11 protein-coding genes are annotated in these 14,976 nt (G+C 72.8%); 3 read left to right on the top strand and 8 right to left on the bottom strand.

Annotated elements, in window-relative coordinates; genetic code table 11:
* Window positions 1–82: 82 nt before the first annotated feature.
* Entirely contained in the window at window positions 83–1,492 is a 1,410-nt protein-coding gene (locus ACFRAV_RS03615) for an FAD-dependent oxidoreductase (RefSeq protein WP_382551300.1), read from the bottom strand.
* A gap of 74 nt (window positions 1,493–1,566) precedes the next feature.
* On the opposite strand from ACFRAV_RS03615, the gene ACFRAV_RS03610 reads away from it, so the two are divergent.
* Window positions 1,567–2,217, top strand: coding sequence for a TetR/AcrR family transcriptional regulator C-terminal domain-containing protein (locus ACFRAV_RS03610; RefSeq protein ID WP_382551298.1), 651 nt, complete (start codon window positions 1,567–1,569; stop codon window positions 2,215–2,217).
* A 106-nt stretch (window positions 2,218–2,323) separates the two neighbouring features.
* Here the strand turns inward: ACFRAV_RS03610 and galK are convergent, their stop codons facing one another.
* The 3 genes from galK to galT all read right to left on the bottom strand — a co-directional run bounded on the left by galK (window position 2,324) and on the right by galT (window position 5,677).
* Complete coding sequence (gene galK / locus ACFRAV_RS03605) at window positions 2,324–3,517, bottom strand: galactokinase (protein ID WP_382551297.1); 1,194 nt, start codon at window positions 3,515–3,517, stop codon at window positions 2,324–2,326.
* Window positions 3,518–3,596: 79 nt separating this feature from the next.
* Window positions 3,597–4,607, bottom strand: a complete 1,011-nt coding sequence (gene galE / locus ACFRAV_RS03600; RefSeq protein ID WP_382551412.1) for a UDP-glucose 4-epimerase GalE — start codon at window positions 4,605–4,607, stop codon at window positions 3,597–3,599.
* 8 nt (window positions 4,608–4,615) lie between these two features.
* A complete protein-coding gene (gene galT / locus ACFRAV_RS03595; protein ID WP_382551295.1) occupies window positions 4,616–5,677 on the bottom strand; it encodes a galactose-1-phosphate uridylyltransferase in 1,062 nt (353 codons plus the stop codon).
* Window positions 5,678–5,895: 218 nt separating this feature from the next.
* Here galT and ACFRAV_RS03590 point away from each other — a divergent pair, with 218 nt between their 5' ends.
* Window positions 5,896–7,572, top strand: a complete 1,677-nt coding sequence (locus ACFRAV_RS03590; protein WP_382551293.1) for a sodium:solute symporter family protein — start codon at window positions 5,896–5,898, stop codon at window positions 7,570–7,572.
* Between the two features lie 27 nt (window positions 7,573–7,599).
* Window positions 7,600–7,917 carry a hypothetical protein gene (locus tag ACFRAV_RS03585; RefSeq protein ID WP_382551291.1) on the top strand — a complete coding sequence of 106 codons (318 nt, stop codon included), beginning with the start codon at window positions 7,600–7,602 and terminating at the stop codon, window positions 7,915–7,917.
* Window positions 7,918–8,009: 92 nt separating this feature from the next.
* Here the strand turns inward: ACFRAV_RS03585 and ACFRAV_RS03580 are convergent, their stop codons facing one another.
* From ACFRAV_RS03580 to ACFRAV_RS03565, 4 genes are all read right to left on the bottom strand, one after another.
* Window positions 8,010–8,675 carry a response regulator transcription factor gene (locus ACFRAV_RS03580; RefSeq protein ID WP_351113409.1) on the bottom strand — a complete coding sequence of 222 codons (666 nt, stop codon included), beginning with the start codon at window positions 8,673–8,675 and terminating at the stop codon, window positions 8,010–8,012.
* A 179-nt stretch (window positions 8,676–8,854) separates the two neighbouring features.
* Window positions 8,855–10,588, bottom strand: coding sequence for a PQQ-binding-like beta-propeller repeat protein (locus ACFRAV_RS03575; protein WP_382551289.1), 1,734 nt, complete (start codon window positions 10,586–10,588; stop codon window positions 8,855–8,857).
* A gap of 129 nt (window positions 10,589–10,717) precedes the next feature.
* Window positions 10,718–12,601: a PQQ-binding-like beta-propeller repeat protein gene (locus ACFRAV_RS03570; RefSeq protein WP_382551287.1), complete on the bottom strand. Its 1,884-nt coding sequence runs from the start codon at window positions 12,599–12,601 to the stop codon at window positions 10,718–10,720.
* Window positions 12,602–12,829: 228 nt separating this feature from the next.
* Window positions 12,830–14,635 carry an ABC-F family ATP-binding cassette domain-containing protein gene (locus tag ACFRAV_RS03565; RefSeq protein ID WP_382551286.1) on the bottom strand — a complete coding sequence of 602 codons (1,806 nt, stop codon included), beginning with the start codon at window positions 14,633–14,635 and terminating at the stop codon, window positions 12,830–12,832.
* Window positions 14,636–14,976 lie beyond the last annotated feature (341 nt).

The raw sequence follows: 14,976 nt of genomic DNA, 5'->3' as shown, positions 1-14,976 counted from the left end.
GACGGACGACCCGAACGAGGGACGGCGGGCGTGGCACGCGGGTGACGGCGAGCGCGGCACGCAGGTGACGGCGAGCACCGCGTCAGGAACGCGCCGCTCCGGCCGCCTCCACCGTCCGGTACGCGCCCTCCGCGCCCACCCGCCGGGCGTAGGCCGCGAGGCCCTCGGTGGTGTCGCCGGCCCAGCCGACGTAGCCGTCGGGGCGGACGAGGAAGACGCCCTCGCCGTACGCCGCGAGGGAGGCGGCGGCGTCCACGGTGAGCAGGGTCCAGTGCGGGCCGCGGAAGGCGTCGAAGAGGCGGGTCTCCCCCAGCCGCCCGTCGGGGGCGCGGTCCCCGGCCCGCAGCGGGCCGGGGGCCTGCCGGGTCTCCTCGGCGAGGGTGGAGGTCCGGTAGCCGAGGGAGAGCTGGCGGGTGGCGTCGCCGCGGCGGGTCTCGCCGCGGTGGATGCTGGTGGACAGGCCGAGCACGTCGGCGGCGACCGGGCGGCGTTCCTCCTCGTAGGTGTCCAGGAGGGAGGCGGGCGCGGCGCCCCGCAGCACCGCGTCGAGCTTCCAGCCGAGGTTGTACGCGTCCTGCACGCTGGTGTTGAGGCCCTGGCCGCCGGCCGGGGAGTGCAGGTGCGCCGCGTCGCCCACGAGGAAGACGCGGCCGTCGCGGAAGCGGTCGGCGAGTGCGGTGCGCGGGCGGAAGTCCGAGGCCCAGCGCACCTCGGTGACGTCCTCGGCGGTGAGGTGGGTGCGGGCCGCGACGAGCGCGCGGACGCCTTCCGGGGACGGGTCGACGGTGGCGCCCTCGGGGAAGCGGGCCACGAGCTGGAAGTCGTCGGTGCCGGCCAGCGGGCAGAGCGCCAGGAAGTCCTCGCCCTCGCCGGACGGCGGGAACATGTGCCAGTTGTCGCGGTCCAGGCCGGTGAGGCGGACGTCGGCCACCAGGGTGGGGTTCGGGTCGAGCGTCTCGCCGGTCATGCCGATGCCCAGCGCCCGGCGGACCGCCGAGCGGCCGCCGTCGGCGGCGACCACGTACCGTGCCCGCAGGCCGGAGCCGTCGGCGAACCGCACGGTGACCCCGTCCGCGTCCTGGGTGAGGCCGGCCACCTCCCGGCCGAAGGCGATCCGCCCGCCCAGCTCCTCCAGCCGCTCCCGCAGGATCTCCTGGGTGCGCCACTGCGCCACCATCCACGGCTCGTCGTAGGGTGCCTCCTCGGTGGGCTCCACCGGGTCGAACATCCGGTGCTCGCCGAGCCGTCGCCCGTCCCGCCACAGCATCCCGACCGGGTAGCCGCCCCCGGCCGCGCGGATCGCGCCGAGGATCCCGAGGTCGTCGAAGACCTCCATCGTGCGCGGCTGGATCCCCTTGCCGCGCGAGCCGGGGAAGAGCCCCTCGGCCCGCTCGACGACCAGGGCCCGCACCCCGCGCCGGGCCAGGTCCACGCCGAGCGTCAGCCCGCTCGGGCCCGCTCCCACCACCAGTACGTCCACGTGCGCAGCCATACGTCCCCCGCTCCTTAACGTCGTTAAGTTCCATTGGCCACCACCATGCGCTTAACGCCGTTAAACTGTCAAGCGTGACCACGAACCGCCGCACGCCCCTCGACCGGAAACGGGTCGCGGACGCCGCCCTGGACCTGCTGAACGAGGTGGGGCTGGAGGGCCTGACCCTCAGCGCCATCGGGCGGGAGCTGGGCGTCAAGGCCCCCGCGCTGTACTGGCACTTCAAGGACAAGCAGGCGCTGCTCGACGAGATGGCCACCGAGATGTACCGCCGGATGGTCGCCGACGGGGGGCTCGACCCCGCCGACAGCTGGCAGGAGCGGCTGCGCAAGTCCAACCACGGGCTGCGGGCGGCGCTCTGCCGCTACCGCGACGGCGCGAAGGTGTTCACCGGCTCACGCTTCACCGGCATCGAGCACGCCGAGCAGATGGAGGACAGCCTGCGGCTGTTCACCGCCGCCGGCTTCACCCTGCCGCGGGCGGTCCGCGCGATCACCACGACCTACCTGTACACCCTCGGCTTCGTCGCCGAGGAGCAGGGCATGGTGCCGCTGCCGAACGACCCGCCCGGGGGCCTCGACATCGAGGAACGCGCCCGGAAGATGGCCGCCTTCCCGCTGTCGGCCGCCGCGGGCGCGGAGATCTTCGCCGACTACGACCGGCACTTCGCGGAGGGCCTGGAGATCATCGTCGAGGGCATCGCGGCACGCCACCGGACCGCCTGACCGCCCCCCGGAGCCGTATCCGGCGGCGGCGGACAGCGGCAGGCGGCGGGCGGCAGGCGGCAGGCGGCAGGCGGCAGGCGGCAGGCGGCAGGCGGCAGGCGAACGGTTACGCCGGGCGGATGCGCCGGGCCCCGCGGGAGGGCACGGCCGGGAACACGCGGGGCGGCTTGTGACCGGCCCGGGCGAAGGCCGACCCGACCGCCGAGACCACGGCGTCGGCCCGGTCGTCGTCGACCAGGACGACGGCCGAGCCGCCGAACCCGCCGCCGGTCATCCGGGCCCCGAGCGCCCCCGCGTCCAGCGCGGCGTCGACCACCGTGTCGAGCTCGGGCGCGGAGACCCGGAAGTCGTCGCGCAGGGAGGCGTGGCCCTCGGTCAGGACCGGGCCGATGCCCCGGGTGTCGCCGTCGTTCAGCAGCCGCACGACCCGCTCGACGCGCTGGTCCTCGGTGACGACGTGGCGGACCAGGCGGCGGAGTTCCTCGTCGTCCAGCCGGGCCAGGGCCTCGTCGAGCTCCGCGTACGGGATGTCCCGCAGGACGGGTACGCCGAGGAGTTCGGCGGCGCGCTCGCAGCCGGCCCGGCGCTTGCCGTACTCGCCACCGCTGTGCGCGTGCTTGACCTGGGTGTCGACGACCAGCAGCCGCATCCCCTCGGCGGCGAGGTCGAAGGGGATCTGCCGCCGGGTGCCGTCGCGGGTGTCGAGGAAGAGCGCGTGTCCGGCCTCGCAGCAGGCGGAGGCGGTCTGGTCCATGATCCCGGTGGGCGCGCCCACATACTCGTTCTCCGCGCGCTGGCAGATCCGGGCGAGCAGCGCCCGGTCGAGGCCGAGGCCGAAGAGGTCGTCCAGGGCGAGGGCGACGACCACCTCCAGCGCCGCGGAGGAGGACAGGCCGGCCCCGCTGGGCACGGTGGAGGCGAGGTGGACGTCGGCGCCGGTGACCGCGTGGCCGCCCTCCAGCATGGCCCAGACGACGCCCGCCGGGTAGGCGGTCCAGCGCTTGTCGGAGCCGGGCAGCAGCTCGTCCACCCGGCGCTCCACCACGCCGCCGGGGACGTCCGCGGAGGACAGCCGCAGCAGGCCGTCCTCGCGGGGCGACACCGCGGCGACGGCGACCTGCGGCAGCGCGAAGGGCATGACGAAGCCGCCGTTGTAGTCGGTGTGCTCGCCGATCAGGTTGACCCGGCCGGGGGCCGCCCAGACGCCGGCCGGCTCGGCGCCGTACAGCTCGGTGAACCGCCGGGCGACGGCCTCGGCGGCAGCCGTGACGTCGGCGGGGTTCTGGACCGACTCGCTCATGTGCGGAAGGGCCTTCCGTGCGGAGGGGCCGACCGCGCGTGCGGGCGCGGCGCGGCAGGAGCTGACAGGCCGGGAGGGCTCACGCGTGGGCGCGCGCGAACGCCCAGGCGTCGGAGACGATGGTGGTGAGATCGGCACGGCGCGGGCGCCAGCCGAGCCGGTCGCGGGCGGTGGCGGCGGAGGCGACCAGCACGGCGGGGTCGCCGCTGCGGCGCGCGGCCACCTCCTCGGGGATCGGATGGCCGGTCACCCGGCGGACGGTGTCGACGACCTGGCGGACGGAGAAGCCGTTGCCGTTGCCCAGGTTGCAGATCAGGTGCTCGCCCGGCGTGGCGGCCTTCAGGGCCAGCAGGTGTGCCTCGGCGAGGTCGGCGACGTGGATGTAGTCGCGCACGCAGGTGCCGTCCGGGGTCGGGTAGTCGTCGCCGTAGACGGAGATGTGGTCCCGGCGGCCGAGGGCGACCTGGAGGATCAGCGGGATCAGGTGCGACTCGGGGTCGTGCCGCTCGCCGTGGTCGCCGTAGGCCCCGGCCACGTTGAAGTAGCGCAGGCTGACCGCGGCGAGGCCGTGGGCGTTCGCCTCGCCGGTGATCATGTGGTCGACGGCCAGCTTGCTGGCGCCGTAGGGGTTGGTGGGCGCGGTGGGGGCGCTCTCCGGGATGGGGACCTCGGCGGGCTCGCCGTAGGTGGCGGCGGTGGAGGAGAACACCAGCCGGCGCACGCCCGCCTCGCGCATGGCGCCCAGCAGGGCCATGGAGCCGCCGACGTTGTTGCGCCAGTACTTCTCCGGCTTCACCACCGACTCGCCGACCTGCGAGGAGGCGGCGAAGTGCAGGACCGCGTCGAAGGAGGGGTCGAGGATCCGCCCGGCCTCGTGCAGTCCGGCCTCGACGAAATCGGCGCCCTCGGGGACGCCTTCGCGTACGCCGGTGGACAGGTCGTCCAGGACGACCACCCGGTGCCCGGCCTCCAGCAGGTGCTGGGCGACCACGCCGCCGATGTAGCCGGCCCCGCCGGTCACCAGGTAGGTACCCGCGCCCTCGCCCTGACCCGCGCCCTGGCCCGTCTTCTCGCCCGGCCCCGCGTCCATGCCCTCGCTCACGCGCTCGCCACCTCCCGCAGTCGTGCCGCGGCCGCCTCCGGCGGCACGTCGTTGATGAACACTCCCATGCCCGACTCCGAGCCCGCGAGGAACTTCAGCTTGCCGGAGGTCCGGCGGATGGTGAACAGCTCCAGATGGAGGGCGAAGTCGTCCCGCGTCACCCCTTCGTACGCGTCCAGACCGCTGAACGGCGCCTGGTGCCAGGCGGCGATGTACGGGGTGGGCGGCTCGTCCGGGCCGAAGATCCGGTCGAAGCGGCGCAGCAGTTCGAGGTACACGCGGGGGAACTCGGCGCGCTGGTCCTCGTCGAGCGCGGTCAGGTCGGGGACCCGGCGGCGCGGGTAGAGGTGCACCTCGTAGGGCCAGTGGGCGGCGTACGGGACGAAGGCGACCCAGTGCTCACCCGCGAGGACCAGTCGTTCCCCCGCCGACTCGCGCGCCACGATCTCGTCGAAGAGATTGGCGGTGTCCGCCTCGGCCCGGCGGGCCGCCAGCGACTGGAACATCCGCGCGGTACGCGGGGTGACGAAGGGGTAGGCGTAGATCTGCCCATGGGGGTGACCGAGCGTCACCCCGATCTCATGGCCCCGGTTCTCGAAGGGAAAGACCTGGACGACGGAGGGAAGATGCGAGAGCTCGGCGGTCCGGTCGGTCCAGGCGTCCAGCACCAGCCGGGCCTGTTCCTCGGACAGCTGCGCGAACGACGCGTCGTGCTCCTCGGTGAAGCAGACGACCTCGCAGCGGCCGGAGTCGCCGGCCAGCGAGGGGAAGCGGTTCTCGAAGACGGCCACGTCGTAGCTGCTGTCCGGGATCTCGCTGAGCCGCTCGCCGCGGGTGGGGCACAGCGGGCACTGATCGGCCGGCGGGTGGTACGTGCGGCCCTGGCGGTGCGAGGCGACCGCGATGTCGTCGCCGAGCAGGTCGTCGTGACGCACCTCGGAGGTGGTCACGGTGGCGTCCAGGGGCCGCCGGTCGACGGCGCCGCGCGGAGCGCCGTCCCGCAGGTCGTAGTAGATGAGCTCCCGCCCGTCGGCAAGCCGGGTCGAAGTCTTCCTCACCGTCGATCGCCTTCCCGCCGCACCGCCCGGCTCCCTCGGATGTCCCGTCCGGATGCGCGATGCCTCGAACAGAAGTCAACATAACAGACCACAACAAAACGCAACCCAATCGCCGATGTCACAATCAGACGACGAGAAGCAACAGGAGTGTTCAATCTCCGACAGTGCCGGTAAGACATCCGCCGTGATCCCCGTAACGCGCGACGAAGCGAGTTCCTATGCCCCCCACACTTCTGGCAGCTGAGCTGCGACTCCCCGCCAACTGGCTGGACTACTGCCTGCTGGCCATCTACTTCCTCTTCGTGCTGGGCGTCGGCTTCCTGGCGCGCAAGTCGGTCAAGACGAGCCTCGACTTCTTCCTGTCCGGGCGCTCGCTGCCCGCGTGGGTCACGGGTCTCGCCTTCATCTCCGCCAACCTGGGCGCCACCGAGGTCCTCGGCATGGCCGCCAACAGCGCCCAGTACGGCGTGTACACGGTGCACTGGTACTGGATCGGCGCCATCCCGGCCATGGTCTTCCTCGGCCTGGTGATGATGCCGTTCTACTACGGCTCCAAGGTCCGCTCGGTGCCCGAGTTCCTGCTGCTGCGCTTCGACAAGTCGGCGCACCTGCTGTCCTCGGTGCTGTTCGCCTTCGCGGCCATCCTGATCGCGGGCGTCAACCTGTACTCGCTGGCGATCGTGGTCGAGGCGCTGCTGGGCTGGCCGGAGTGGGTGGCCATCGTGGTGGCGGGCTTCTTCGTCCTCGCGTACATCACCATCGGTGGTCTCTCCTCGGCGATCTACAACGAGGTGCTGCAGTTCTTCGTGATCCTGGCGGCGCTCATCCCGATCACGGTCCTCGGTCTGAAGCGGGTCGGCGGCTGGGACGGCCTGACCGACTCGCTGACCGCCCAGAAGGGCGGCGACTTCGTCACCGCCTGGGGCGGCACGGGCATCGGCAGCGACAACCCGCTGGGCGCGAACTGGCTGACCATCGTCCTGGGCCTGGGCTTCGTGCTCTCCTTCGGCTACTGGACGACCAACTTCGCCGAGGTCCAGCGCGCGCTGTCCGCCAAGAACCTCTCCGCCGCCCAGCGCACCCCGCTGATCGCGGCGTTCCCGAAGATCTTCATCGTCTTCCTGGTGATGATCCCCGGCCTGGTCGCCGCGGTGCTGGTCCCGAAGATCGGCAGCGCCTCCTCGGGCCTGGAGTACAACGACGCGATCCCCTACCTGATGGGCCAGCTGCTGCCCAACGGTGTGCTCGGCATCGCGATCACCGGTCTGGTGGCGGCGTTCATGGCCGGTATGGCGGCCAACGTGTCGTCCTTCAACACCGTCTTCACCACGGACATCTGGGCCAAGTACGTCAAGCGCGGCCAGGAGGACTCCTACTACCTGCGCTTCGGCCGGATGATCACCGTCCTGGGCGTGCTGGCCTCGATGGGCACGGCGTTCCTCGCGTCGACCTTCTCGAACATCATGGCCTACCTGCAGACGCTGTTCTCCTTCTTCAACGTGCCGATGTTCGTGGTGTTCATCATCGGCATGTTCTGGAAGCGGGCGTCGAAGGTCTCCGGCTTCTGGGGTCTGCTCGCCGGCACGGTCTCCGCGATGGTCAACTACTTCGTGATCTACAAGCAGGGCGTCATCGACATCCCCTCCGACCAGGGCGCGAACTTCGTCTCGGCGATCGTCGGCTTCGTGGCCGGTGCGGTGGTCATGGTCGCGGTCTCGCTCTTCACCAAGCCCAAGCCGATGGAGGAACTGCAGGGTCTGGTCTACGGCACCAAGTCGCCGGGCATGTCCGAGCCGCCCGCCGAGGGCGACGACGCCTGGTACCGCAAGCCCGCCCTGCTGGGCTGGAGCGCGATCATCCTGGCCGCCGCCTGCTACATCCCGTTCTCGTTCTAGCCACGAACGCGGGAGAATGGAGAGACCATGTCCGAATTTTCCGAGAAGGACGTCCAGCGGTCGGTCACTGATCTGGAGACCAAGTCCGCCAGTGCCGCCCGTCTCTTCGACGTCCGCCGCATCATCGGCCTGCTGTTCGTCGTCTACGGCGTCATCGTGACACTGTGCGGGATCGCGCCGTCCGACAGCTCCCTCGACAAGTCGGAGAACGTCAACATCAACCTGTGGACCGGGCTGGCCATGCTGGCTCTCGGCCTGTTCTTCCTGGCCTGGCTCAAGCTGCGGCCGGCCGCGCCTCCGCCGCCCCCCACGGGCATGGAGGAGGAGAACCCTCTGGGTCACTGACCCGACTCGGCCGTCCGAGGGCCGGGCTCCCGCACGGGGCCCGGCCCTCGGCGCGTCCGGGGCCGGGGCGCCCCGGCCCTTCCGCGTGCCGGTCAGGCGGGCGGGCGGTCCAGCAGCCCGGTGCGGGCGGCGAGCGCGGCGGCCTCCAGGCGCGATCCCACGCCCAGCTTCATCAGCACCCGCTGGACGTGGGTGCGCGCGGTGCTGGGCGCTATGCCCATGCCCTCCGCGATCAGCCGGGTGTCCTCCCCCTCGGCGACCCGCACCAGTACCTCCGTCTCGCGCGGGGTGAGGGCGGACAGCAGGCGCCGCCCCTCGTCGTCGGGCTCCGCCACCGGATGGAGCAGCTCGTGGAAGGCGCCCTGCAGCAGGGCCGGGGAGATCGCCGCCTCACCGGCCCGTGCCTTCACGATGGCCCGCTCGACCCCCTCGATCCGCTCGTCGTGGCGGACGTAGCCCGACGCCCCGGCCGCGAAGGCCGCCGCGATGCCGCGCGGGCTGGGCACCGGGCCGAGCACCACCACCGCCACCTGCGGGCGCTCCCGCCGGATCCGCTCCACCGGGTCGAACGCCCCGGGCCGGGCCGGTTCCGCGGTGCCCAGCAGGCACACCTCGGGCGCCCGGCCGATCACCAGCTCGGCCGCTCCGGCCGCCGGCGCGGCCGCGGCCAGCACCCGGTGCCCGCGCAGTTTCAGAGCGGAGGCGAGCGCCTCCGCGTGCAGTCGGTGGTCGTCGACCACCATGAGCCGCACTCCCATCGAACCCCCCACCTTGCCCCCCGGCCCGAGGCCCCCCGGCGCTCGTGGCCTGTATGGACCGCGAAGGTACACGCTTGTTCGACGCGGCGCGCCCCCATCGGCCGACATGTGCCCCGTATCGGCGAATCCGCCGGGGGAGCACGGCCGGCCCATGGGGGCGTCGGTGTGCGTGCGGGCCGTCAGGCCTTGGGGCCGAAGGCGACCGCGAGCGGCTCGTCCTCCTTGTCGTCGCCGCGGGCGTAGACCTCGCTCATGAACAGCCGGCCGCCGAAGAAGAGGTACTCCTGGTAGTCCGGCGAGAACGAGATCTCCAGCTCGCGGCTGGCCTGGTCGTTCGGCAGCTGCAGGAGCAGCGTCTCCTTCAGCGTGTCACCGTCCAGACGGACCACCTGGCCGCCCTTGTCGTAGGGGCCGCTCTTGTAGGCGAGCACCCCGTCGCCGTCCATGCGCAGCGGGAGCAGGTTGTGGCCGTCGCCCGCGTCGGCCTTGCGGCCCGTCTTGCCGGTGGCGAGGTCGATGGCGACGACCTCGTTGGTCCGGCCGGTGTCGCCGCCGGCGTCGTGCTCCTCGGTCGGCAGGTAGAGCGTGTCCTGGCCGACGGCCAGGTTCCCGCAGCTCTCGACGGCGGTGACGCCGTCGCAGTCGGCGGCGTAGGTCTCGCCCGGCGCGGAGATCTTGGCGCGGAGCTTGCCGGTCGCGGCGTCGACGGAGAAGAAGTCGGAGATGCCGCTGCCGTCACCGGCGGTGTCGCCGACGTCGGCGGCGGCCACCAGCGGGACGGTGGAGACGATCGACGCGTAGTCGACGCCCACGGGCAGCTTGTACTCCGAGAGCACGGTGCCCTTCTTGGCGTCCAGGGTCTGCAGGAGCAGCTGGTAGTTGTTGTACTCGCCGCACTTGCGCAGCGCGACCAGGGCCTTGCCGCCGCCGTAACCGGCGTCGTAGCAGGTGTCGCCCGGCTTGGGCTGCCACAGCGAGGCGCCGCTCGTCAGGTTCCAGGCGGCGCCGCCGGAGCTGGAGCCGGCGGCGACGGTGGTGCCGCTGAGGGTGACGTTGTCGAACCGGACGGGCCGGTCGCCGCTCTTGGCGTTCTTCGTCCAGAGCTTCTTGCCGGTGGTCAGGTCGATCGCGGTGACCTCGCTGCAGCCCGCGGTGGGCGCCTTCGCGGTCGGCCTGGTCGGCTCGTGGACGATCGCGGTCTTCCCGTCCTCGGTGGTGTGCCGGGAGGAGAAGCAGACCGGGCCGGGCAGCGGGAGCTTCCACTTCTGCTCGCCGGTCTGCGGGTCGTAGGCGGTGATGCCGTCCGCGCCGCTCTTGGCGTAGACGTCCTCGGTCGCCCAGGAGCCCTTGACGGTGATCTGCAGGTCCTTCTCGACCTTCGGCATCGGCACGTCGAAGAGCAGCTCCGCGCCGGGGTCCGAGGGGACCTTCTCGGTGCCGCCCGCTTCCCCGCCGTCCTTGCCCTTGCCGCCCTCGGTGCCGCCGGCGACGGTCTTCGTGCCGCCGTCCTTGCTGCCGGAGTACCAGACGCCGCCGCCGATGATCAGGGCGATCGCCACCACGGCGGAGACCACGATGGCGATCTGGGCGCGCAGCGCCTTGCGCTCGGCCTCGCTGCGCTGCGGCGCGGCGGCGGGCGCCGGGACCGTCGGCGGCTGCTGGGCGGGGTAGCCGTACTGCGGCGTCTGCGGGGACGCCTGCTGCCCCGGGTGCTGTCCGGGGTGCTGCCCAGGGTGCTGTCCCGGCTGCTGGAGGTACGGGTTGGGCGGCGTCTGCGGGTACCCGTAGCCCGCCGCGGGCGGGGCCGGCGGCTGCTGCGGCGGCGGGGTGGCGCCGTAGGGGTTGCGGTCGGCGGGCTCGTGGGCGCCGCCGTCCCCCTGCGGGGGCCGGCCGGGCTCGGGCGGCTGGGTCATCACATTCCTCGGGAGGGTCGTGCGGGCGGGCGTCGGCCCGGCCGGGGCGTACGAGGGTCCTGGGTGTGGGGCCGGCCCCGGGGTGCGGGGCCGGCGGGGCGGGCCCCGCGTGCGGGGCCGGGGCGGGCGCTACTTGGCGTAGACCGTCATCAGCTTCTCCTCCAGCTCGTCGCTGCCGGTCAGCCGGTCGACGGAGAGGAAGAGCCGGCCGTCGGCCCAGGCGATGGCGGGGTTGAGGAAGGAGCTCTCCAGCTGGGCCCCGGCCGCCGGGTTCTGCAGCAGCTTCTGCGGCGTGTGCGAACCTGCCGTCGGCACGGCGACCACCTGGCCGCCCTTGTCGTAGGTGGGCTCGACGTAGGCGACCAGCCGGCCGTTCTCCAGCGTCACCGGGAGCATCGACGACTCGGCCGGGGACTTCACCCGCCACTTCACCTTGCCGGTGTCCAGGCCGATCGCGAGGATCTCGTTGGCCTTGCCGATGCTCTTGGTGGCCAGGTACATGTTCGTGTCGTCGGCGACGAAGTCGCAGGACTCCAGCGCCTTGTTGAAGATCGAGAACCCGGAGCAGCGGACGTCGAGCTCGGTCTTGCCGTCGAGCTGGACGTGCGGGCCGATCCGGCCGTCGCTCGTGAAGACGGAGATGTTGCCCGTCTTCTTGTCGCGGTTGGCGCTGTAGACCACCAGCGGGCTGACGCTGTAGGCCTTCTCGACCTCCCAGCCCTTGCCGAGCGCCCGGGTCCAGCGGACCTTGCCGGTGGCCGGGTCGAGTTCGCGCAGCTCGTCGTGCTGGTTGTCGCCGCCGGCCCCGCAGGACGCGGCGACGATCAGCTTGCGTTCGTCGCCGGCGAAGCCGCCGGGGAAGCAGGACGCCCCGTACTTCTTGATGTCGTAGCGCTTCTTGCCGGTCTTCATGGCGAGGGCCACGGCGGACTGGCCGCGGCCGACGACCAGGGTGTCCCCGGCCAGGCTGAGCGAGATGTCGCTGGTGCCGTCGAAGAGGCCGCCCTCGTCGATCTCGGCCTCCCAGCCCTTCTCGCCGGTGCGCAGGTCGAGCTCCTGGACCTGGTTGCACTTGGCGCGGTCGCTGCTGCCGCTCTTGTAGGCGACGGCTATCCGCCCGTCCGCGGACACCCGCCGGGTGACGGCGCATATCTCCTGGGGGAAGTCGACCGGCTTCCACGCCTCGCCGCCGTCGGCGGCCTTCCAGCCGAAGACCTGCTTGTACGCGGCCTTCACGGCCACGTCGCCGACCACCCACATGCCGGGGGCCTTGGCGCCGTCGCCCGGGGCGTCGGGGGCGCCCTTGTACCAGGCGAGGCGGGCCTCGCCGGGCGCGCGGTCCTTGTTGATGTCGAGTTCTTCGCCGCCTCCGCCGTTGCCGTCGCCCTGGTCGACGGTGGCGGTGGGCTCGGGGGCCTCCTGCGTGGGCGTGGGCGCCGCCTTCTTCCGCGCGGGCTCGTCGGCGTTGTTGCCGACGAGCGCCCACGCGCCGCCGCCGATCAGCGCGGCCACGACCACGGCGGCGGCGACCACCAGCGCGGGACGGTTCTTGAAGGGGTTGCCCCCACCGGACGGCGGCTGCGGCGGGCCGGCCGGGGGCCAGGCACCGCCCTGCTGAGCACCCTGCGGAGCGCCCTGGGGGTAGCCGTATCCCGGCTGCGGCGCGTAGGGCCCGGCCTGCGGCGCGCCCGGCTGGCCGTACGGTCCGGCGGCGTAGGGGCCGGGCTGCCCGTACGGTCCCGGCTGGGGCTGACCCGGCTGCGCGGGCTGGCCCGGCTGGGGCTGGGGGGCGCCGTAGCCGGAGGGCGCGGCGCCGAAGCCCGCCGCGGGCTGCCCCTGCGGCGGCTGCGGGGCGCCGAACCCGCCCGCGGGCGGCGCGGGAGGAGCGGCGGGGGGCGCGGGCGGCTGCTGCGGGGCCGGGTGGCCGGGCGGCGGGGCGTCCTGCGGCTCCGGGGACTTGCGCAGCGGGTCGCCGGACGGCGTGGGCGGCTGTTCCTCGGGCGGCTGTGTCACAGCGGCTCCCCCTCTTCACTGACCGACGCGCCGCGCCTGTCCGCTTCCGGGCCCCTCAGCGGTACTCAAGGACCAGTTGTCATACCGGTGGCTTTTCTATCACCCACGCCGGAACGCGACGGGCCGGTTCCTCCCCTGTTCCCAAGGGAGAACCGGCCCGTGACGCCGTCGTTATCGGTGACGCGCCGTCAGCGACGTGCGGATGTCAGGCAGCCGCGGGGGCAACCGTCAGGCGTCCTCGGCGAGTTCCAGCCACGCCATCTCCAGCTCGTCCCGCTCGCCGGCCAGCGCGCGCAGCTGCGCGTCGAGTTCGGCCACCTTCGCGAAGTCCGTGGCGTTGTCGGCGATCTGTGCGTGCAGCTTGCTCTCCTGCTCGGAGATCTTGTCGATCCGCCGCTCGATCCGCTGGAGTTCCTTCTTGGCGGCGCGCTGGTCGGCCGCGCTCTTCTCGGCGGCCGGCCTGGCCGCCGGTGCGGGGGCGGAGGCGGCCGCGGCCTCCTCCATCCGGCGGCGGCGCTCCAGGTACTCGTCGATGCCGCGCGGCAGCATCCGCAGCGTCCGGTCGCCGAGCAGCGCGAACACCCGGTCGGTGGTGCGCTCGACGAAGAACCGGTCGTGGGAGATCACGATCATCGAGCCGGGCCACCCGTCGAGGACGTCCTCGAGCTGGGTGAGGGTCTCGATGTCGAGGTCGTTGGTGGGCTCGTCGAGGAAGAGGACGTTGGGCTCGTCCATCAGCAGCCGCAGCAGCTGGAGCCGGCGGCGCTCACCGCCGGAGAGGTCGCCGACCGGCGTCCACTGCTTCTCCTTGGTGAAACCGAAGGTCTCGCAGAGCTGGCCCGCGGTCATCTCGCGGCCCTTGCCGAGGTCGACGCGCTCGCGCACCTTCTGCACGGCCTCCAGGACCCGCCAGTTCGGGTCGAGCTCGGCGACCTCCTGGGAGAGGTAGGCGAGCTTGACCGTCCTGCCGACCTTGATCCGGCCGGCGGCGGGCTGCGCGTCGCCCTCGGTACGGGCGGCCTCGGCCATGGCGCGCAGCAGCGAGGTCTTGCCGGCGCCGTTGACGCCGACCAGGCCGATCCGGTCGCCGGGGCCGAGCTGCCAGGTCACGTGCTCCAGCAGCGTCTTGGGACCCGCCTGGACGGTGACGTCCTCAAGGTCGAAGACCGTCTTGCCCAGGCGCGAGGAGGCGAACTTCATCAGCTCGCTGGTGTCGCGGGGCGGCGGGACGTCGGCGATCAGCTCGTTGGCGGCCTCGACGCGGAAGCGGGGCTTGGAGGTGCGGGCGGGGGCGCCGCGGCGCAGCCAGGCGAGCTCCTTGCGGACCAGGTTCTGCCGCTTGACCTCCTCGGTCTGCGCGATCCGCTCACGCTCGGCACGGGCGAACACGTAGTCGGAGTAGCCGCCCTCGTACTCGTGGACGTCGCCGCGCTGCACGTCCCACATGCGGGTGCAGACCTGGTCGAGGAACCAGCGGTCGTGGGTGACGCAGACGAGGGCGGAGCGGCGGGCGGCCAGGTGGGCGGCGAGCCAGGCGATGCCCTCGACGTCGAGGTGGTTGGTGGGCTCGTCCAGCACGATCAGGTCCTGCTCGGCGATCAGCAGCTGGGCGAGCGCGATGCGGCGGCGCTCACCGCCGGAGAGGGGGCCGATGACGGTGTCCAGGCCCTGCGGGAAACCGGGCAGGTCCAGGCCGCCGAAGAGGCCGGTGAGCACGTCACGGATCTTCGCGTTGCCCGCCCACTCGTGGTCGGCGAGGTCGCCGATCACCTCGTGGCGGACGGTCGCGGTGGGGTCGAGGGAGTCGTGCTGCGTCAGGACGCCCATGCGGAGGCCACCGACGTGGGTGACGCGGCCGGAGTCCGTCTCCTCCAGCTGCGCGAGCATGCGGATCAGGGTGGTCTTGCCGTCGCCGTTGCGGCCGACGACGCCGATGCGGTCGCCCTCGGACACGCCGAGGGAGATGCCGTCCAGGAGGGTACGGGTGCCGTACACCTTGCGGACGTTCTCGACATTGACCAGGTTGACGGCCATTTCTCTCCAACCGAGGGGAACGAGCTCAGCGCCCCAGGTTAGCCCGCGCGGGGGGCCCGCTCCGCCGCCTCGGGGGTTCCGCCAGGGCCGTGCGTACGCGCGAGGGCGCGGGGGTCCGACGTCACATGGACGCACCGCCCCGGGCGCACGGCACCGCCCTGCGCCCACCCGTGCCGCCCCAGCGGCACGATTGCCCGCAGGGTGAACGGGCCTGCCCGCACCCCTGCGGGCGGCTGGGCCGCCCAGGGGGCGATGGGGGTACCCCCTGCTCGAGCGAAGCCGAGAGCTTGGGGGAGGGCGGGCGCAGGGGCGGCGCATCCGCCGGCGAGCGGTTCGCCCCA

Origin of the sequence: Streptomyces sp. NPDC056600, assembly GCF_042792855.1 — a bacterium.
Classification (GTDB): domain Bacteria; phylum Actinomycetota; class Actinomycetes; order Streptomycetales; family Streptomycetaceae; genus Streptomyces.
This window is presented reverse-complemented; position numbering and strand designations above follow the sequence as displayed.

Excerpts from the sequence above, each read along its gene's own strand:
- ACFRAV_RS03580 (WP_351113409.1), bottom strand. The coding sequence starts at position 8,675 with ATGGGAGTGCGGCTCATGGTGGTCGACGACCACCGACTGCACGCGGAG.
- ACFRAV_RS03575 (WP_382551289.1), bottom strand. The coding sequence starts at position 10,588 with ATGACCCAGCCGCCCGAGCCCGGCCGGCCCCCGCAGGGGGACGGCGGC.
- ACFRAV_RS03565 (WP_382551286.1), bottom strand. The coding sequence starts at position 14,635 with ATGGCCGTCAACCTGGTCAATGTCGAGAACGTCCGCAAGGTGTACGGC.
- galE (WP_382551412.1), bottom strand. The coding sequence starts at position 4,607 with ATGGACGCGGGGCCGGGCGAGAAGACGGGCCAGGGCGCGGGTCAGGGC.
- ACFRAV_RS03585 (WP_382551291.1), top strand. The coding sequence starts at position 7,600 with ATGTCCGAATTTTCCGAGAAGGACGTCCAGCGGTCGGTCACTGATCTG.
- ACFRAV_RS03590 (WP_382551293.1), top strand. The coding sequence starts at position 5,896 with ATGCCCCCCACACTTCTGGCAGCTGAGCTGCGACTCCCCGCCAACTGG.
- ACFRAV_RS03615 (WP_382551300.1), bottom strand. The coding sequence starts at position 1,492 with ATGGCTGCGCACGTGGACGTACTGGTGGTGGGAGCGGGCCCGAGCGGG.
- galK (WP_382551297.1), bottom strand. The coding sequence starts at position 3,517 with ATGAGCGAGTCGGTCCAGAACCCCGCCGACGTCACGGCTGCCGCCGAG.